Origin of the sequence: Flavobacterium gawalongense, assembly GCF_007097265.1 — a bacterium.
In the GTDB taxonomy this organism is placed as follows: domain Bacteria; phylum Bacteroidota; class Bacteroidia; order Flavobacteriales; family Flavobacteriaceae; genus Flavobacterium; species Flavobacterium gawalongense.
On sequence record NZ_VJZP01000013.1, the window covers coordinates 35,098 to 56,978 of the forward strand.

The 21,881-nt window shown below is 33.7% G+C and carries 12 protein-coding genes; 6 read left to right on the forward strand and 6 right to left on the reverse strand.

The annotated features are described in order from the left end of the window. Positions 1-6 precede the first annotated feature (6 nt). The 5 genes from FNW38_RS08925 to FNW38_RS08945 form a co-directional block, all read right to left on the reverse strand. The gene (locus tag FNW38_RS08925) at positions 7-3,081 is read right to left on the reverse strand and encodes a SusC/RagA family TonB-linked outer membrane protein (protein ID WP_235890180.1); all 3,075 of its coding nucleotides are present in this window, start codon (positions 3,079-3,081) and stop codon (positions 7-9) included. A 165-nt stretch (positions 3,082-3,246) separates the two neighbouring features. After that, a complete protein-coding gene (locus FNW38_RS08930; protein ID WP_143387195.1) occupies positions 3,247-4,299 on the reverse strand; it encodes a UDP-glucose--hexose-1-phosphate uridylyltransferase in 1,053 nt (350 codons plus the stop codon). Position 4,300: 1 nt separating this feature from the next. Then, positions 4,301-5,470, reverse strand: a complete 1,170-nt coding sequence (galK, locus tag FNW38_RS08935) for a galactokinase (RefSeq protein WP_143387196.1) — start codon at positions 5,468-5,470, stop codon at positions 4,301-4,303. Continuing rightward, positions 5,463-7,817 (reverse strand): glycoside hydrolase family 2 TIM barrel-domain containing protein, encoded by a 2,355-nt coding sequence (locus tag FNW38_RS08940; RefSeq protein WP_144064807.1) that lies wholly within the window; start codon positions 7,815-7,817, stop codon positions 5,463-5,465. Before FNW38_RS08940 ends, galK begins: the two co-directional genes overlap by 8 nt. Before the next feature lie 62 nt (positions 7,818-7,879). Next, the gene (locus tag FNW38_RS08945; protein ID WP_235890179.1) at positions 7,880-8,905 is read right to left on the reverse strand and encodes an aldose epimerase family protein; all 1,026 of its coding nucleotides are present in this window, start codon (positions 8,903-8,905) and stop codon (positions 7,880-7,882) included. Between the two features lie 128 nt (positions 8,906-9,033). Here FNW38_RS08945 and FNW38_RS08950 point away from each other — a divergent pair, with 128 nt between their 5' ends. The 3 genes from FNW38_RS08950 to fsa all read left to right on the forward strand — a co-directional run bounded on the left by FNW38_RS08950 (position 9,034) and on the right by fsa (position 13,165). After that, positions 9,034-10,032 (forward strand): GntR family transcriptional regulator, encoded by a 999-nt coding sequence (locus FNW38_RS08950; protein WP_144064806.1) that lies wholly within the window; start codon positions 9,034-9,036, stop codon positions 10,030-10,032. 409 nt (positions 10,033-10,441) lie between these two features. Continuing rightward, entirely contained in the window at positions 10,442-12,481 is a 2,040-nt protein-coding gene (locus tag FNW38_RS08955) for a transketolase family protein (protein WP_143387199.1), read from the forward strand. 27 nt (positions 12,482-12,508) lie between these two features. Then, positions 12,509-13,165: a fructose-6-phosphate aldolase gene (fsa, locus tag FNW38_RS08960; protein ID WP_143387200.1), complete on the forward strand. Its 657-nt coding sequence runs from the start codon at positions 12,509-12,511 to the stop codon at positions 13,163-13,165. A 257-nt stretch (positions 13,166-13,422) separates the two neighbouring features. On the opposite strand, the gene FNW38_RS08965 is transcribed toward fsa, so the two are convergent. Continuing rightward, positions 13,423-14,112: an NUDIX hydrolase gene (locus tag FNW38_RS08965; protein ID WP_143387201.1), complete on the reverse strand. Its 690-nt coding sequence runs from the start codon at positions 14,110-14,112 to the stop codon at positions 13,423-13,425. 614 nt (positions 14,113-14,726) lie between these two features. Here FNW38_RS08965 and FNW38_RS08970 point away from each other — a divergent pair. From FNW38_RS08970 to FNW38_RS08980, 3 genes are all read left to right on the forward strand, one after another. Then, positions 14,727-17,825, forward strand: coding sequence for a SusC/RagA family TonB-linked outer membrane protein (locus tag FNW38_RS08970; protein WP_218043832.1), 3,099 nt, complete (start codon positions 14,727-14,729; stop codon positions 17,823-17,825). Positions 17,826-17,835: 10 nt separating this feature from the next. Then, entirely contained in the window at positions 17,836-19,611 is a 1,776-nt protein-coding gene (locus tag FNW38_RS08975; RefSeq protein WP_143387202.1) for a RagB/SusD family nutrient uptake outer membrane protein, read from the forward strand. Positions 19,612-19,690: 79 nt separating this feature from the next. Next, the gene (locus FNW38_RS08980) at positions 19,691-21,784 is read left to right on the forward strand and encodes a beta-galactosidase (protein ID WP_143387203.1); all 2,094 of its coding nucleotides are present in this window, start codon (positions 19,691-19,693) and stop codon (positions 21,782-21,784) included. Positions 21,785-21,881 lie beyond the last annotated feature (97 nt).

The following is a 21,881-nucleotide window of genomic DNA, read 5'->3' on the forward strand; positions in this document are numbered from 1 at the left end:
GTTGATTTAAAAGTTAAGTTGCATACCAAAAATAATGGTTTTGCTTAATGGATACGATTTATAATCTATTCCTCTACCTCCAAGTCCATCAGCCGAAACGTCTGGATTATATCCTGTATATTTAGTAGCAGTAAAAAGATTATCTCCTGCAACATAGAATCGACATCTGTCAATTTCTAATTTTTTACTTAAATCATTAGGAAATGTATATCCTAATTGAATCGTTTTTATTCTAAGATAAGAACCATTTTCAAGGAAACGATCTGAATAATCAGCTCCATTATCATTAGGATCATCAATATTTAATCTTGGGAAATTAGAGTTTGGATTAAAAGTAAACGAATCTAATGTTGCTCTAGAGTAATTAATATTAGCTCTTACAGTTTGTAGATCTGTATTATTTCCGTTATATATTTCATTTCCTTGAACCCCTTGAGCAGCAACGGTCAAATCAATTCCTTTCCAATCTGCTTGAATACGTAATCCATATTCAAAATCAGGAAAAGCACTTCCTCTAAATTGTCTGTCTCCAGCGTCAATTTTTCCATCTCCATTAAAATCAACATATCTTATGTCTCCTATTTGTGCTCTAGGTTGAATAGGACTTCCATTTACATTATGTGCATCCAGTTCCTCTTGTGATCTGAATAATCCATCAGTCTTAACAAGGAAAAAAGAATAAATAGGATATCCTACTTTACTGTAAGTCACTGCTGATCCATGAAATGATCCACTAGAACCTGCAAGAATCTGACTTCCTGTGCTCAATTCTTCAACACGATTTTTTACACTTGAAATATTAGAAGTTATAGAGAAATTAACTTCTCCCACCTTTTGATTAAGCGTTAACCCCATCTCAAAACCTTTATTTGAAACCTTACCCGCATTAGTGTAAGGATCATTACTAGACCCAACTGACAAAGGAATTGGCACACGTAAAAGTAAATCTGATGTGTTTTTTTGAAAGTAGTCAAAAGTATAATCTAATTTACCATTCCATAAACCTAAATCAAAACCAACATTGGCTGTCGAAGTTGATTCCCATTTTAATCCAATCGCAGGATATTCTGTTTGAATATTACCTATCCAAAGTGTATTCGGCTCTCCTGTACCATAGCTTATTCCTGATGTAATTGATCCAAGATATTGGTAATCTCCAATTTCTTGATTTCCTAATATACCATAACTTGTACGTAACTTAAATTCAGATACAGGTAAGTCTAGGTTTTTAAAAAAATCTTCTTTTCCTATTCCCCATGCTGCAGAAATTGAAGGGAAATTTCCCCATTTATTTTCTGGACTAAAACGAGAGGAACCATCACGTCTAAAAGTTGCCGTAAGAATATATTTGTTATCGTAAGAATATATCGCACGTCCAAGATAAGAAATCAATTTACTCTCAGTAGCATACCCTGAAATAGATGGTTGTTCAGCACCTGCCAGAACAAATATACCATCTGGCATTCCTTGTACAGAACCTAAAATAGAACGGAAATTATTTTGATAAACAGTATGTCCTGCTAATAAATTTACAGAATGCTTACCGAATTTTTTTGAGTAATTTAAAGTGTTTTCAATTTGATAATATTGGTTTAAATCACTTCCTTCCGCTAAAGTATTTTTTAAATTCTTGAAGAATCCTCCAACTTCATAACGTGGCGTATAGTTATAACTCTTATGCTCAGAAAGTGTTACCCCTACATTTAATTTATATTTAAAGCCATCAAAAAAACTTGCTTCAGCATAGGTATTAATCAATGCTTGGTAGTAATCGTTTTTCACATCAAAAAGATTCAAAGCCGCTACTGGATTGAATATATCCGTAACCGCACCTGACGCTCCACCATATCCGCCTACAGCATCTTCATTATAAATTGCAAACCCGGGAATCATAGATATAGCCGCTCCAAGAATATTTCTTCCTTGCCCTGGCATGCCTGGCAAATCATTTCTTTTTTCTTTGGTCAACATTACTGTTTCTCCAATTTTAAAAATACCCTTCTTGTAATCCGATTTAACTCTTAAGTTGACACGGTCATAATTTGTTTCCTTTATAACTCCTTCTTGATTAAAGTAGCTTAATGACATATTATATTTTAAATTATCCGATCCTCCAGAAAGCCCTAATGAATAGTTTTGTGTAGGAGCAGTTCTAAATATTTCATTCTGCCAATTAATTCCCGCACCAGGAACTTCCGGATTTAGAGCAATGTCTAACGGTGCTTTTCCTGCAGCACTATATGCAGCATTACTTACTTTTGCCCATTCTTCTTGATTTAACAGATCTAGCTTTTTAGTAACACTGGCAACACCATAAAAAGAATCGAAGCTAACTTTCATCTCCCCTTTTTTTCCACTTTTTGTAGTAATCAAAATTACACCGTTTGCAGCTCTTGAACCATAAATTGCAGCCGCAGAAGCATCTTTCAAAACTTGAATTGATTCGATGTCATTTGGGTTAAGGTTATTCATTGACGCAACAGCAATATCATCAACTAATATCAAAGGATTGTTATTGTTTAATGATCCGGCACCTCTAATCTGAATTCTCGTTCCAGAACCAGGAGCACCTCCTGCAGACTCTACAGTAACACCTGCAATTTTACCTTGTATCGCACTTCCTAAATTAGTATTACTTTGAGAATCTAATTGTGCAGCTTTTAATCCTCCAACGGCTCCTGTCAAATCACTTTTTTTAACAGTACCATATCCAATTACTACTACTTCTTCTAATGTATTATTTTCTTCTTGGAGTGAAATGTTTATCACATTTCTACCCGCAATAGCCTCTTCAACTTTAACATATCCAATGTAGGAGAAAACTAGTGTAGCATTAGGGTCAGCTACATTTAATTTATAATTCCCATCACCGTCTGTCATGGTTGCATTTGTCGTTCCTTTGACGACTACAGAAGCGCCAATAACTGTTTGGGATGTTTTTTGATCTACAACAGACCCTGTAATAATATTCTGAGCCTGTAAACTAATACACGAGGTCATAATGATTATTGACAGAGTGAGTTTAGATGTTAAGAATGTTTTAATCCTTAACAACTGATTTACGTTCTTCATGGTTTTCATAAATTCATGGTTTTAAAAATTGGTTGGTTAATAAAATTTTTTTGTGTTTATTTAATTATCCTTTTAAAAAGAGACAAAAGATTAGTAGCCTTCCTTGGAAAAGAAAGAAATTGAAATTGAGCTCGAAATCAATTCATTCGGAATTTTTACTATATTTTGTGTAGTTTACAGGGAATGCTTATAATGAAGTTCTGACAAGTTTTTTAAAACTTCAGCACTTTTCTCAGGGGTAATATCTCTTTGTGATTCACCTAACATTTCGTAACCTACCATGAATTTTTTTACGGTTGCGGAGCGTAACAATGGTGGATAAAAATGCATGTGAAATTGCCATTCCGGATGCGATTCTCCATCAGTTGGCGACTGATGAATTCCTGACGAATACGGAAATGACGTTTCAAAAAGATTATCATATTTTGTAGTCAATTGTTTTAAAATCGTCGCAAAAGCAGTTTTTTCTGTTTCCGTAAAATCAGTAATTTTCCCAAAATGACGCTTGCTGATTATCATGGTTTCATAAGGCCAAATTGCCCAAAAAGGAACCAACGCTACAAAATGATCATTCTCAATTACAATACGTTCGTTTAGTTTTAATTCTTCCTGCAAATAATCCTGCAAAAGTGTACTTCCATGTTTATCGAAATACGCTTTCAGATTGTTCTGTGTCTTCTCCACTTCGGTTGGTAATGAAGATTGTGCCCAGATTTGTCCATGCGGATGTGGATTACTACATCCCATAACACTTCCTTTGTTTTCAAAAATCTGAACATGATTGATATAATCTATTTTGCCCAAATCTGTATATTCTTTTTGCCAAGTGTGAATGATGTCTTCGATGGCAACAACAGCCATTTCCGGCAAGGTAAGATTGTGTTTTGGTGAAAAACACACTACTCTGGAAATTCCTCTTTCTGGTTGTGCTTTGAAAAAAGTTTCATTTTTATTCTCTTCAAATGCAATTTCTTCTTGCTTTAAAGCAGCAAAATCATTTTCAAAAACAAAAGAGTTTTCATACGCTGGATTTACCTCTCCATTTGCTCGAACATTACCCGGACATAAGTAACATGTTGGATCATACTCCGGTAAAGAGTCTGAGGTCACCGTTTCGTTTTGTCCCTGCCAAGGTCTTTTTGAACGATGTGGAGAAACCAAAACCCATTCGTTGATTAACGGATTATAGCGTCTGTGCGGATCTTCGTTGATATCAAAATTTTTCATTCTAGTTATTTTTATAAAGTGATGTTCCGTTTCCAATTTTAACATCATAAATTTTTAATTCTATTCCAAAAGCATCAAAATAAAGTGCCGAAAGTTTCTTTTTAATAGCCTCTTCATGCCCCTTTTTTATTAAGTTGATTGTACAACCACCAAATCCACCGCCCATTAATCGGGAACCAACTACCGCTTCTTCTTTTTTAAGAGTGTCAACTATCATGTCTAATTCAGCACAACTTACTTCATAATCAGCGGATAATCCTTCATGAGTTTCGAACATTAATCTACCTAAAGTTTCGATATCTCCTTTATCCAAAGCTTCACAGGCTTGGATAACACGCTTAATTTCTTTTACTGCAAAAAGGCTTCTCTTGAATACATTTTCACTCATCTTATCCTTTACACTTAGTACTTGACTTTCGGTACAATCTCTAAAACTGTTTACTGCCGGGAAATTATTTTTTAAGATTGAAAGTCCTTCTTCACATTCTTCTCGTCGGGTATTGTAAGCCGATGAAAACAAGGAATGTTTCACATTACTATCGAATAAAATCAAAGAATAATCACTAAAATTGGCATCATGGTATTCATACTCCAAGGTTCGGCAATCAATTTTTATCACTTTGTTTTCCTGTCCCATGACACTCGAAAACTGATCCATTATCCCGCAATTAATACCTACCCAATGTTCCGCTTTTTGTCCCATTAGAGCGATATCAATTGGTTTAATATTCAAATTAAAAAGTTCATTTATTCCAAATAAAAAACCACATTCTAAAGCTGCTGATGATGACAAACCGGACCCAACAGGAATATTACTGCTAAAAACACAGTTGAAACCTTCAAATTCAAAACCATTTATTTTCAATTGATTAACAACACCACGAATATAATTGGTCCAAACATTATCTGTTAATTCCATTGAACCGGTAACATCCATTTCAAATTCATCATCAAGATCTATGGCGATTATTCTTGATGTATTAGAATTGCTTTTTTCGAAAGCAAAACAAATAATTTTATCAATCGCTGCAGGTAAAACATATCCGTCATTGTAATCAACATGTTCACCAATAATATTAATTCTTCCCGGAGAAAGTACTATTTTTTGTGGCTCAGCACCAAATGTCTCTTTAAAAAAAGTGTTCGTTTTTTTAATTAAAATATCATTCATTATTAGAAATTGTAAGTGTTCCATTTTGTAATCGTTCGGAACTTGACGTTATTTTTATTGATTTTTTTAAACTTGGTGTTTTAAGAATAATGGTGGCAATTCCTGCCTCGGCTTTTACTGGATTTTCACCTATTAATTCTGCATCTCCTTCGCTTAAAGCAAAAGTCACTTCGTTAGTTGCATCTGGAATAACCGTTCCGTTCTCATCTGTAATTTTGGCATAAATAAAAACCATGTCAGGGAAATTCGGATTGATTGCTTTTGATGAAACATCGTAACTCAATGCTATTTTAGCAGCACTTTCAGGTGTTTTAACAACATTTGAAACTACTTTTTCTCCTTTAACAAAACCTTCGGCTCGTAATGTTCCAGCAATAAATTTTTCTACTTTAAAAACAAATGGCGCATGTTTTAATTCATCACTATTTTGATTTATTGTTGGTTTTTGTTTGCCAACCAAAACATCATTCAGATACAGCACCACTTCATCACAATTACTGTAAACGGTCACATTCAATGGCGAATCTGATGTCCAATAATTTGCAATATGCACCATCGGACCAAAAACTAATTTTTTGTCCAAAGTAATAGTAGCATCACGCTGACTTTGGTAAAAATGGTAGGCAAATTTTGGAATTCTAAAAATATCGCTTATTCCAGAACTCTCTAAATCATTGCTGTATCCGCGATTGTAATCAAACATAACCCAATTTGCTTCGCCAATAGTCTGTGCTCCTTTTCTATTCGAATTGGCCGCTTCCTGAAAATTATAGGCTTGTTGCAACAATCGCTTTTCACCATTGCTACGCAACTGACGTGAAGTTCTTTCGTCTTCCTTCAAATTAGCAAATTCGGTTTGATTGAATCCGGCATTCTGCGCATAATATTCCCAATCACCATACTCCGCTATGAAAATTTTTCTATTCCCTTTGTTGTATTTTGTCCAATAATCCGGAGCTTTTCCGTGTTGGCGCGCCGGAATAAAAATATCATAATTTGGATTGTCAATCCAACAGGCACTGTAATTGTGCGGAAAAGGCAATTCTTCTTTTAATGCTTTGGCGGCTTCATTCATGAAACTTTCGCTCATTTCGGTTTCGTTCAAAGAGGCTTCCCAAAAAATAATACTGGGATGATTCCTGTCTCTTCTCGCCATATCGCGAATATCCTGAATAGCATTTTTTTGAAAGGTTTCATTACCAAAAAACTGCCAACCCGTTAAACTATTCATGACCAAAATACCCAATTCATCACAAGCATTCAAGAATGCTTCGGCATGTGGATAATGCGATAATCTTACGAAATCTAAACCTGCATTTTTAATTTTTACTGCATCGCGATACTGTGCTTCATCGGAAATCGCATATCCTAAATATGGATATTCCTGATGTTCGTTTGTTCCTGTGATGTATAATTTTTCATCATTGAGATAATAGCCATCGTCTTTTATTTCCGATTTTCGGATTCCTACTTTTTCCGAATAACTGTCAATAATTTTATTATTTGAAATTACCTGAACTTCTAAATGGTATAAATTTGGATTTGAAATTGACCATAATTTTGGGTTTTTCACCACAATCTTTTGGGTAATTGATTTATCTGAATTAGTTTTTATCGTAAATACTTCCGATTTGAATTCCAGTTTTTCTCCTTCTTTATTAGTCAAAATAAATTTCAACGAAATATCTTTTGCGACAGCGAATTCGTTTTTTAAATGAACCTGTACTGCTCCTGAAACCTTATTTTTATTAACATCATCAAAGTTCACATAAATTCCGCCACTTGCTTTTTTATCAGCCTGAACCGCATTAGTAATGTATAATTTATCCGTTGTAATGAGATAAACATTTCTGTAAATTCCACCATAATAATTAAAGTCTAAATCCTTCAATGGCTTTCCTGGCAAAAATTCCGGATTGTCTTCGTTGTTGACTTTGACTTTAATAATGTTGTCTTTTTTTGCTTTCAAAAAAGGAGTTGCATCAACCGTAAATGGTAAATAACCGCCTTTATGATTGGTCACTTTTTGGTCATTTATCCAAACATCCGCTTCTTGCATCACCCCTTCAAAATATAGGAAGACTTTTTTGTTTTTAAAATTCCCGACTTTGAACTTTTTTTGATACCATGAAGTTCCCTGAAACTGGTTGTTCACCACCAAAGGTTCAATCTTTGCAGTGTGAGGAATCGTTATTTTCTCCCAATTGGAAGCTGCTTTTTCTTCCCTTTTGAATTCCCAATCAAAACCAAAGTTTACTTTAGTTCTAGATTGCGCCTGTATTTTTCCAAAAGAAAAAGTCAGTACAATTAGCAATAGAAAAATAATAGGTTTCAAAATCGATTTCATTTTTTGGATACGATAAAAATTTTAAACAAATAAAAAACAGCAATTATTATAATTATTTTTTGTTAAAAGGATTGAAACTTATAAATCGTTTTATGATGATAAGTCTCCTCTTTTTTCAAAACCGAATTCGGAAAATGTTCGTGATTCGGTGCATCAGGAAAATTTTGTGTTTCAAAACAAATACCGCTCAACGAATGATAATCCGCATTTTCTTTTCCTTTTACAGTATTGAAACAATTACCGCCAACATAAATGTGAACTCCGGGTTGATTGGTATAAACTGCCATTTTTAGATTATTCTTTTTATTAAAAAGCGAAGCCGAAAATTCATTTTCTTTTTCTAAAACAAACGTAGTATCAATTTTTGAAGGACATTTTTTTGGCTGACTAAAATCAAAAGAAGAATTAGCAGTGTTTAAGAACCTTCCGGTTGGAATATTTTCATTTGTAGTCTCCAATATTTTTTCGGAATTTACAATCAATTCCTGTTCTGAGATATCGGATTCGTGACCATCAAGATTAAAATAACTGTGATGCGTTAAATTCACAATGGTATCCTCAGTAGTGTTTGCTTTGTATTCTATAATTAATTCGTTTTCCTCAGATAAAGTATAGGTTAACACAACTGATAAATCTCCAGGATAATTCTCTTCATTATTTGGACTGAAATACGATAAAGTTATCGATGGGTTTTTACCTTCATTAACATTTTCAATCTTCCAAACCTTTTGGCTGAAGTTCTTGTTTCCACCATGTAACGAATGATTATTATTGTTTTTATTTAAATCAAATTTTTTTCCATTCAAACTAAAAGTTCCATCATTTATTCTTCCGGAAAATCTCCCAACTGTTGCTCCAAAATAGGGAGCACTTTCTAAATCAAAGGATTCAATGTATGCTTCTAAAGTATCAAACCCCAAAACTACATCCACAATTTCTCCGTTTTTTAGTGGCATTTTCAATGATGTAATGATAGCTCCATAATTGATAACATTCAATTGCAATCCATTTTTGTTAGTCAATTCATAAGAATCGATAACTTCACCACTAGGCATCAAACCAAATAATTCCATTATATAATTAGACATAAAATATGATATGTGTTTTATTTTCAATATTTTTTTATGAAATATGAAATTCAAAATTATACGATTAATTCACTTTAGCATACCAGTACCTACCAGTTTTTCGTATATTGCACGAAAAATGTTTATTTATGAAAATTATTTCGATCCAAAATAATCTTGGAGTTCCAAAATATAAGCAGATAATTCTTTCAGTTGAAAAGGCAATAGAAGAAGAAAAACTAAAAAAAGGAGACCGACTTGCATCCGTAAATAAAGTTTGTTTGACTTCTTCATTATCACGTGATACCGTTCTACAGGCATACGATGAATTAAAAAAAAGAGGCATTGTTTACGCCATCCCTGGCAAAGGATACTACATTAAAAGTGTTGAAATCACTATAAAACAAAGGATTTTTTTACTTTTTGATGAGTTAAACATTTTCAAGGAAGACACCTACAATTCGTTTGTAAAAAATATTGGGAAAAATGTACAGGTAGATATTTTCTTCCATTATTTTAATGTACAAGTTTTCAAAAAATTAATAAATGATAATAACGGAAATTACACGAAGTATATCATAATGCCAACCAACTTAATCGATGTCTCTGATTTTATAAAAACCCTACCAGTAAATGAAGTTTTTATACTAGATCAGACCAATCTTGAACTAGAATCCTATCCCGCAATTTACCAGAATCATAAGAAAGACATCTTTGATGGGTTATGCAAAGGAAAATCCAGGTTAAATAAATATAAAAAGCTCATTATGATTTTCCCTGGATTTAGAGAACCACCGGGAATGAAAGAAGGGTTTTTGAATTTTTGTAACGATTATTCATTTGATTATGAAGTGATCACTGAATTTACTGACAGAGAAATAAGCATCGGTGAAGTATATATAATTCCAAACGACAGGGATTTGGTTCGTGTGATTGAAAAATCAAAGCTTCAAAACTTAAAATTAGGCAGTGATTTTGGGATTATTTCCTATAACGAAACTCCTCTCAAAAAAGTAGTTGCAAATGGAATAACCACTATTTCTACCAATTTTGAAGCGATGGGAAAAATTTTGGCGCAGATGATTTTAAAAGGAAAAAAGGAACAAATAGAAAACAAGTGCGCTTTGATAATTCGAAATTCTTTGTAAAAACAATCGCCTTATTTGCATTCCTAATTTTAAAAAAATAGAGATGTTATTTTTTATTGGCAAAGAAAATGCGATTCCCGTTTTAAAAAAGCAAGAACAATAATTTATTTGTTATTGTAAAATAAATTTTCATACATTTGCAAATGTGTTTTTTACACTTATTATTAATTCCAGCGTTAAATCCTCAAAAACAGCATTTTATTTGACGTACTTAAGAATAACAGATGACAATAATTAAATACAACAATACGTTTTTAGAGCTATTAACACGTTTAATCTTGAACCAACCCCTTCAAAGCAAAACCATTTGAAATGGATTTAGAAACAAAAATTTTCTATGTTGGGATGTCTATAATGAAAACAAATGATGTCCTTTTTTCTAATTACACGAAACTATTATAATTAAATTATGAATAAAAAAATTGACCAATTAGCAGCTAATAATATAAGAGCACTCGCCATTTCTATGGTAGAAAAAGCAAAGTCGGGGCATCCCGGAGGTGCCATGGGAGCTGCAGATTACATGCACATTTTGTACACTGAATATCTGAATTTTGATCCAACGGAAATGGATTGGACTTTTAGAGACCGTTTCTTTATGGATGCGGGACATTTATCAGCATTAATGTATTCTCAATATTATTTATTGGGAAATTATAAAAAAGAAGATCTTCAAAATTTTAGACAATGGGGTTCCGTTACGCCAGGTCACCCGGAAGTAGACGTACTCAGAGGAATAGAAAACACCTCAGGCCCTCTAGGTCAAGGGCACGCTATGGGTGTGGGAGCCGCCATTGCAGCTAAATTTTTAGATGCCCGATTTAAAGGGCTCTTTAATCACAAAATATATGGTTTTATTACCGATGGTGGTGTTCAGGAAGAAATTTCTCAGGGAGCAGGGAGAATAGCGGGACATTTAGGATTGAACAATTTTATTATGTTTTATGATTCTAATGATGTGCAGCTTTCATCCATGACCGATGAAGTAACATCCGAAGATACAGCAATGAAATACGAAGCTTGGGGGTGGAATGTAATAACTATAGACGGCCATGACCATGCGCAAATTAGAAAAGCGCTGAATGAGGCTCATGAAGAATCAGAAAAACCAACTCTAATAATTGGCAAAACAATTATGGGGAAAGGTACTGTTACTGCAACTGGCGACATGTATGAAGGAGAATGTGAATTGCATGGAAAACCTATTGGCGATACCAAAGCAGATTATATAAAAACACTTATTAATCTAAATGCAAATCCTGAAAATCCATTTGTTATTTTTGAAGAAGTTGAAGCACATTATGCAAAAATAGTAGCAATAAAAGCTGAAAAATCAGCCTATAAAAAGCTTCAAATAGCCACTTGGAAAAAAGAAAATCCTGAACTGTCTCAAAAGATGGATTTATTTTTATCCGGAAAACTCCCAGAATTAGATTTAAGCAGTGTTGTCCAAAAACCTAATGCAGCCACAAGAGATGCTTCTTCTGCAGTACTTGCCTATTTAGCAGAACATGTGGAAAACATGATTGTTTCTTCGGCAGATTTGTCCAACAGTGATAAAACAGACGGATTCCTAAAAAAATCATCCATATTGCAAAAAAATGATTTCAGCGGAGCTTTTTTACAAGCCGGAGTTGCGGAACTGACCATGACTGCTATAGCTAACGGAATTGCACTTCATGGAGGTGTTATTCCTGTGGTGGCAACATTTTTTGTATTCTCCGATTATATGAAACCTGCGATTCGATTAGCAGCCATTCAAGAATTACCGGTAAAATATGTTTGGACACACGATTCCTTCCGAGTGGGTGAAGACGGACCTACGCACCAACCTATTGAACAGGAAGCACAAATTCGTTTAATGGAAAAAATAAAAAACCATTCTGGAAATCAAAGTTTATTGGCGCTACGCCCAGCGGATGCTATAGAAACTTCGGTAGCTTGGAACATGGCATTAAACAATACCAAAACGCCAACCGGTTTGATTCTTTCCAGACAAAATATCAAAGACATTCCTGCACAAGGAACTTCAAGATATGAAGAGGCAACCGAGGCAGTGAAAGGTGGATATTTGGTCAAATCAACACAAAATCCTGATATCACTTTAATCGCAAATGGATCGGAAGTGGCTACGCTTTTAGCCGCTGCATCTATATTGGAAAAAGAGAAAAATCTAAAAATAAACGTAGCGTCAATTATATCCGAAGGTTTATTCAAACAACAATCAAAAGCATACCAAGAAAGTATCATCCCAAAAGGGAAATTGGTATTTGGACTAACAGCCGGGCTTCCGGTTAACCTTGAAGGTTTGATAGGAGATAGTGGAAAAGTGATTGGATTGGACCATTTTGGTTATTCTGCTCCGGCAAGTGTATTGGACGAAAAATTTGGATTTACCAGTGAACATGCTTGCGCAGCAATCCTTAAATACATTGAAGAAAATAAATAAACAACCACAAAACTAAATAATAAAAACATGAAATTTTTTATCGATACAGCAAATTTAAAAGACATAAAAGAAGCCAATGATTTAGGGATCCTAGACGGCGTAACCACCAACCCATCGCTAATGGCGAAGGAAGGAATTACGGGAGCTGAAAATATTATTGCTCATTATGTAAAAATATGTGAGTTGGTGGATGGTGATGTCAGTGCCGAAGTGATTTCAACTGATTTAGCAGGAATGATTGCCGAAGGAGAAAGATTAGCAGCTTTGCATCCTCAAATCGTAGTAAAAATTCCAATGATTAAAGAAGGGATAAAAGCGATAAAATACTTTTCGGACAAAGGAATAAGAACCAACTGTACTTTAGTGTTTTCTGCAGGTCAGGCATTGCTTGCTGCAAAAGCCGGAGCCACTTATGTATCTCCCTTCATCGGAAGATTAGATGACATCTCTACCGATGGGATGGCATTAATTGCTGAAATCAAATTGATTTATGACAATTACGGTTATGAAACACAAATTTTGGCTGCATCAGTGCGTCACGTCATGCATATTTTGAATTGTGCCAAAATTGGAGCCGATGTAATAACAGGCCCATTAAGCGCTATTGAAGGATTATTAAAACACCCACTTACTGATAGTGGTTTAGCTACTTTTTTAGCAGATTATAACAAAGGGAATAGTTAAACACGGAAACCTTTAATCATTTAGAACTACCCTATTTTCAGCCATTTTATATACTAAGGTAGTTTTAATTCATAAGAAATAATCTAAAATCATCGAAATTGTAGTAGATCAAGAGAATACCATTATTTCTGACCATTTTTAGTTGGTTCCCAAAAAAAAGGAAGCCTCATTTACGAGACTTCCTTTTTTATTTCTTAAAATTCTGAAGCTAATTTCTTATTCCAAAAGTTGATTTGGGATTCAGAATCTAAAACTATTTATAAATTCAAAACAAAATCATTCAATAATTTTGCATCATATTTTTCTTTGTCAAACGTATACAGATAAGACCCTTTTCTGGAGGACATCATGTCTTTTTCATCTAATTTCACAAGAATATCTAACGAGTTTATCTTGCTGATAAAATTTCTCTTATCCAGTTCTTTACTTAAAATGGCTTCGTATAATTCCAGCAATTGGCGCATGGTAAATTTTTCCGGCAAAAGCTCAAATCCAACAGGTTTTATAGACGTTCTATAACGCAATCTTCTAATGGCGTGTTCTACCATAGAATCATGGTCAAAAATTAATTTAGGAGCTTGAGCAATACTAAACCATTGTGCATGATAGTTTTGTGTCAACTCTTCGTTGTGATTCTCAATATTAATTAATGCATAATAAGCTACCGAAATAGTTCTTTCGACAGGGTCACGATTTATTTCACTGTAAGCATATAGTTGCTCCATATAGATGTCCTGAAGACCCGTATACCGATCAAGAATTCTAATTGCCGCAGTGTCTAATACTTCTTCTTTTTTAAGAAATCCTCCTATTAAAGACCACTTCCCTTTTTCAGGTTCAAAATCTCTCTTTATTAAAAGTATTTTTAAACCTTCCTCATCAAATCCGAAAATGATACAATCTACTGCTAATAAAACCTTGTCAGCAGAACTATAACTATTTAACATACTCCATTTTTTAGGGTAAATATATAAACTTCCTTATAGGTTTCATAATTTATTAATGTAGATTTTACACTTAGCAAGCTTAAAAGAAAAAAATAACAGCCTTAAATCGGTATAAAATAAGATGTTAGAAACTTTATTAAAAACAACAATTTGCGTTATTCTGAATGCTTTTATAAGGAGCAAAATAGATTAATAAATGCATATTTTTTTTCTATTTCGATCGATTGAGATGATTAGCAACGATTTATTGGTTTGAAATCTGGTTCATTTACTGAAAAGCACAAGCTATAAACAAGACTTTTTTTACAATATCGCTCTGATTTATAGTTTAAAAAGTAACTATTCAAATGTTTTTTTGAAATAATTAAGAACGTTGATTTTTTATATAATTGTTTGTTTTTTGAACTAAAGCGTTAACTTAACACAAAGTAATTGTAAAAAACTGCTTTTTTTTTACAAAATCACAATATTTAAATGTTGTTTTTACACTTAATTTACAACATCTCTTTTTTTTTGCTATTTTTTTTATCATATTAATTTGTTTTTGTAGATTTTTTTTAATTAAATTTACAAATGTAAAATACACACTTATAAATTAACCAAAACTAAACAGAATGAAAACAAACAAAAGATTATTCTATTATTGCAATTTTTTATTGCCAAAAAGAGAATGGTTATTAGCAATAATAGCTATGCTATTTTCATCTTATACAATGTCTGCTCAACAAGATAAGATTATCACAGGAATTGTTACTTCCGCAACAGATGCAATGCCATTGCCAGGGGTTAATATTACAATAAAAGGAACTCCCACTGGAATTGTTACTGGCGTTAACGGTGACTATTCTATAAAAGCTACATCTAACGATGTTCTTGTTTTTTCCTATATAGGGCATTTAAATCAAGAAGTAACTGTTGGGAACAAATCTCAAGTGAATATTGCTTTAAAAAGTGAGCTTACTTCACTAACTGAGGTTATTGTAGTGGGTTATGGTAAACAGAAAAAAAAGACATTGACTGGAGCTGTATCAATGGTTCAGGGAAAGGATTTAGTAAAATCGCCTGTTACCAATGTTAGTCAGTCCATTGGAGGTCGTGTACCCGGAGTAGTCGCTATTTCTGGAACAGGAGAACCAGGTTCTGATGGAGTTACACTTAGAGTTAGAGGTGTTAATACATTTGGAAATTCATCACCACTTATTGTCGTTGATGGTGTAGCTGGACGTTCACTAGAACGAATAGACCCAAGTACAATTGATAATATTTCCGTTTTGAAAGATGCTTCTGCCGCAATATATGGAGCTCAGGCTGCTAACGGAGTTATACTAATTACCACAAAAAGGGGTACTAGTGGAAAACCAAAGGTAAGTTTATCTTTTAATCAAGGATTTTCAGGGCCTACTATACTTCCAAAAATGGCTAGTTCATCTGAGTACGCTACTCTTCTCAATGAAATTGATAAATATGCATCCCGAACTGAAAGGTTTACAGCTGATGAAATTCAAAAGTTCAGTGATGGGTCAGATCCGCTACGTTATCCTAATACTGACTGGTTTAAAGAAACACTAAAACCTTGGTCTGCTCAAAATTACGCGAATTTATCTGTTAGTGGAGGATCTGATGTCGTTAAATATTTTGTAAACCTTTCACAAAAATCACAGGATGGATTTTATCGTAATAGTGCGACAAAATATAAACAGACCGATTTTAGATCAAATCTTGACATTAAAGTTAATGATTATGTCAATCTTACTTTTGATTTAAATGCAAGTTTAGAAGACCGTAATTACCCAACCCGTTCTGCACAGAGCATTTTTAGAATGGTAATGCGAGGTAAACCAAATTTATTGGCTTATTGGCCAAATGGTTTGCCTGGACCAGATATTGAATTTGGAGATAACCCCGTTGTGACTGCAACAGATGCCACTGGTTATGACAAAGATAAAAGATATAATTTAAATTCAAATTTAGGGATTGACATAAAAGTACCAGGGATCGATGGACTTACGTTTAAAGGAAAAGCTTCAGTAGATAAAGGCTACCGATTTGATAAAAGATGGGAGACACCTTGGACATTATATTCATGGGATGGTTCGTCTCTTGATGCTCAAGGAGAACCTGTACTTCTTCCAGGACAAAAAGGATTTTCTGACGCAAGGCTTACTGAAACATTTAACGATTCTCAAAATATAACCTTAAACGGTTTATTAAACTACAGCAAAACTATTAATGAAAACCATGATATTAATTTTCTAGTTGGTGCTGAAAAAATAACAAGCAAAGGTGATTATTTTAGCGCTTATAGAAGAAATTATGTTTCAACAGCAATCGACCAATTATTTGCAGGAGGACAGAAAGATATAAGCAATAATGGATCAGCTTCCGAAGAAGCACGTCTTAGCTATTTAGGAAGAGTAAATTATAGTTTTAAGAATAAATATTTAGCAGAATTTGTATGGAGATACCAAGGATCCTACATTTTTGACAAATCAAGCAGATATGGATTCTTCCCTGGCGTATCATTAGGATATGTCCTCTCTGAAGAAAAATTCTGGAAAGATAATGTTAGTTTTATCAGTTTTGCTAAACTAAGGGCTTCTGCAGGAAAAACAGGTAATGATTTAATTAACCCTTACCAATATCTTGCATCGTACTCCGTAAATAATTTAGTATATATCTCGAATGGAGGAAGTACTTTAGAACAAGGTCTTTATGAAGGAGTTTTGCCTAACACAGGTGTAACTTGGGAAACAGCGATTCAGAAAAACATAGGTATTGATGCTGACTTTTTAAATGGGGATTTGACTCTTACTGCAGATTATTTTATAAACTTAAGAAAGGACATACTATGGAAAAGAAATGCATCTATACCAACATCTGCTGGACTAACGCTACCTGATGAAAATATAGGAAAAGTAGAAAACAAAGGAATAGACTTTAATATTGTTTATAAACATAAGATTAACGACTTTAAATACAGTATTGGCTTTAATAGTCTTTTTGCAAAAAATAAGATATTGTTTTGGGATGAAGCTCCAGGAGCTATTGCGTATCAGCAAACAACCGGAAGACCAATAGGCGCACAACTTTTATATAATTCAATCGGTGTATTTAAAGACCAAGCTGCTGTAGATGCTTACCCTCATTGGCAAGGAGCCAGACCAGGAGATGTTATTTTTGAAGATGTTAATAAAGATAATGTTATTGATGCAAATGATAAGGTTAGATTTGATAAAAGCGGTACGCCAACTTTTACTGGTGGTCTTAATTTAGATTTTAGCTATAAAGGATTTGATTTGGGTATATTGTTACAGGGAGCAACAGGTGGTGTGTTTTACGAATCAACAGAATCTGGTGAATTAGGAAATTTCCTTAAAAGCTTTTACGATAATAGATGGACAGAAGCAAACCCTAACAGTGAACATCCAAGAACATTTAACCGAAGTAATGAATACTGGGTTGCAAACGGAAACACCTATTGGTTGCATAAAACAGATTATATAAGAGTAAAAAATATTGAACTAGGCTACACATTGCCTGAAACCTTAACAAGCAAAGCAAACTTTCAAAAGGTTAGAATTTATGTAAGTGCATTTAATTTCCTAACCTATAGTCCTGACATGAAAGACTTTGATCCAGAAAATGTCTCTGGTAACGGACAGAATTATCCTCTTAACAAAGTTGTAAATTTTGGATTTAATATAAATTTTTAAAAAGATAGTAATGAAAAATATAAAAACAATAATTTTATTGGTCTTTCTTGGAACTTTTGTTTCATGTAATGACGATTTTTTGGATGTGGTACCATCAGACAGATATTCTGATGCTGCTGTATGGCAGGATCCTGCTTTGATAAAAGCCTACGTTAGCGATATCTACAGAGGTCTACCAGAAGGTTTTGAAAATGTAACATTAGCTTCATTAAGTGATGATGCATTAGATACATGGCAATTTGATAGCGATCCTATTGTAAAAAGCGAAATTAATCCCAGCTATTTGGCTATTTTTTCATCAGATCATTGGAACATTAGCTTTAGAAATTATAGCTGGCCTAATCTTTATAAGAACATAAGATCATGCAATATTTTTCTTGACAATATGGCTAATTCAAACCTTACAAGTCCAGAAATTGCACAGTTAAGAGGTGAGGTACTATATTTAAGAGCTCATTATTATAGTACATTGGTTAGTCTTTATGGAGGCGTCCCTCTTATTGATAAAGCCTTTACTTCTAATGATGATTTATTGACTCCTCGTAGCACATTTGAGGATTGTATTAAATTTATAGTTAAAGATCTGGACGATGCAGCTGCTATATTACCAATTAGTGGTGACAAAGCTAGAGCAACTAAAGGGGCTGCACTTGGGTTAAAATCAAGAATATTAACTTATGCAGCCAGTGACTTGTTTAATTCTAACGGATCATGGACATCCGGTTATGCAAATAATGAATTAATTGGATACACTTCGGGAACTCAAACTGAACGTTGGCAAGCTGCAAAAAATGCATCCAAGGCTGTAATTGATCTTGGAATTTATGATCTATTTGGAGGAACAAATCCTGGTTCTCAAGAAGCTGCTATAGATAATTATAAAAAACTTTTTATAAATAATGGCAATCAAGAGGATATGCTATTAACATTTGTAGATAATATAAATTATACTAATTGGGACTCTTCCAATCCAGGTTTGTTCACTGGACCAAACGGCTATCATAACTGGGGTGGTTCTTCCCCTCTTGGGCAACTGGTTGATTCATATGAGATGAATGACGGGACAAAATTTGATTGGAATAATCCAACACAAAAGATAGCTCCCTATGAAAATAGAGATCCAAGATTTTATGCCAATATTTTATATGATGGGGCTAAATGGAGAGAAAGACCAGATGATGTGAAAGCAGCTGATCCATTAGGGATTATCCAAACTGGAAAATATCAGCAAGCGAATGGTACATTCGTACCTGGGCTTGATACTCGACAAGGACCGATTGAAGATTGGAATGGTTCTTACACAGGGTATTATACAAGAAAATTTATTGATCCTTCTATAAACCATCAATATGTAAAACAAAAATTGCCTTGGAGACAAATGAGGTATGCTGAAATTCTTTTGAACTATGCTGAAGCATGTTTAGGGCTTGGACAAGAAACTGAGGCTAAACAGTATATAAACATGATCAGATCAAGAGCTGGTATGCCGAATGTCCCAACTAGTGAATCTGGACAAACATTAGTAAACAGGTTTAGAAATGAAAGACGTATAGAGTTGTCTTATGAACAACAACGATATTTTGATGTTCGTCGTTGGATGATTGCTCCAAACGTACTCACTAATGCTCAAGGCGTTAGTATTATTTACCCATATGGCTCAACAAAACCGACCTATTCTACAATAGAAGTTAGAAACAGATCATGGATTAATAAGTCATATCTTCTTCCTATTACGCAAGATGAAATGAATAGAAATAAAAATTTGATTCAAAACCCTGGGTATTAGAAAATAAATTTATCAATAATTGAAATAGAGAGTCAATCATTAAGTTGAAAGACTCTTTATTTTTTTAAATTATGAAATTATGAAAACAATTCGATTCTTATTATTATTTGCATTATTTCCTTATTACATAAATGCTCAATCATTTGTTCCTGATAACATACTCTATGGTGTAGCTTATTATCACGAGTATATGCCTTCCGAACGACTGGATAAGGATGTAAAGATGATGAAAGAAGCGGGCATTTCAGTTGTCCGTATTGGAGAATCAACATGGAGTTTATATGAACCCCGTGAAGGAGAATTTGAATTCGCTTGGCTAGATCGTATTATCGATAAATTTCATGAAGCTGGCATTAAAGTAATTTTAGGAACACCAACATATTCAATACCTGCCTGGTTATGGCACAAACATCCAGAAGTCTTAATTGATTTTAAAAATGGAGCAAAAGCAAAATATGGGATTAGGCAAAATATGGATATTACAAATCCTACTTATTTATTTTATTCGGAACGGATCATCCGTAAAATGATGGAACATTTTACTTCACATCCAGGAATTATTGGTTATCAAGTAGACAACGAAACAACTTCAAGAGGAGTTAATAACTACGATTTTCAAGTAAGTTTTGTAAATTATCTTAAAAAAAAATACAAAACACCACAAAATCTTAACAAAATATGGGGTCTTAATTATTGGGGGATGACTATCGATAGCTGGGAAGAGGTACCTCCTAGAGACGGTGTAACAAACACAGGTTATAAATTAGACTGGGCACGTTTTAACCGAATTGCTGTTGCTGATTTTCTAAAATGGCAATCTGGAATAGTTCAGGAATACAAACGTAAGGATCAGTTTATTACCCATTGTTTTATGCCATCTGTCCAAGATGTTGATCAATTAGAAAGTGCTGCAAAAATGGATGTAATGGGGGTTAATATTTATCATGATGTACAAGATAAATTAACTGGGAATGAAATAGCCTTTTCAGGAGATTATTTTAGATCTGTCAAAAACACAAATTATCTTGTAACTGAAACTAATGCACAAACAATTGGCTGGAATTCATCGATTCAATTCCCTCCATATCCGGGACAATTAAGACAAAATGTATTTGCTCACATTGGTTCTGGAGCAAATATGGTTGAATATTGGCATTGGTCTTCACTTCATTACGGACAAGAAACTTACTGGAAAGGAGTACTATCGCATGACCTAGAACCCAATAGAGCCTATGGCGAAGTCACAGAAACTGCTCATGACCTAAAAAGATTTGGAAAGAAATTAGTAAACCTTAAGAAGGAAAATGAAGTAGCCATTCTTTTTAGCCATGATTCTAATGATGGTTTGAATTTTATGCCGTTTAATGGAAGTGGTTCCGCCTGGACCGATTCAGACGGTAGCGCCTATCGTAACCAATTGGTAGCTCAGTTCCACAGAGTTCTTTATCAAAACAATGTTGGTGTTGATTTTGTTTTTTCTGAAAGACCAAATTTTGATAAATATAAACTTTTAATTATACCATCCTTATACATAGCTTCTGATGAGCTTCTTAAAAAAATCAATACTTATATAAAAAATGGAGGACATGTAATAATGCAATTTAAAAGCGGTTTTTGTGACGAAAATTCTATGGTTCGCCCAATGTTAGCTCCAGGTCCGTTGCGTGAAGCCTGTGGATTTTATTATCAGGAATTTTCCAATTTTAAAGAACTATCCTTAAAGGACAATCCATTTGGCGTTGAAAATAATGTTAATCTAGCTAAAGACTGGATGGAGTTCATTATTCCTGAAACTGCAAAACCACTTGCCTTTTATGACAATCCGTTTTTTTCAAAATATCCAGCAGTTACAATAAATAACTTTGGCAAGGGAACCCTACTTTATCAAGGGTCTATATTCTCAGATGAGATTCAAACCAAGATTATTAAACAAGAGCTCACAAGAGCTGGAATTGAAAGTCCAGACTTTAATCTAAGTTGGCCTATTATTGTCAAATCGGGTACGAATGATTATGGAAATAAAGTACATTTTTACTACAACTATTCTTCTGAAGATAAGGAGTTAAAATATCCTCATGAATCTGGGAAAGAATTAGTATCTGAGAAATCAGTTGCAAAAGGAGAAATCATTAAAATACTTCCTTGGAACGTATTAATTATTGAAGAAAAATAATACCTTAAGGTATGTTTATAAGGTCTAAATTTATGGCTGTACGTCCCAATATTAATAACAGACAATATTACTAGAATATTTTGTCTGTTATTAATAC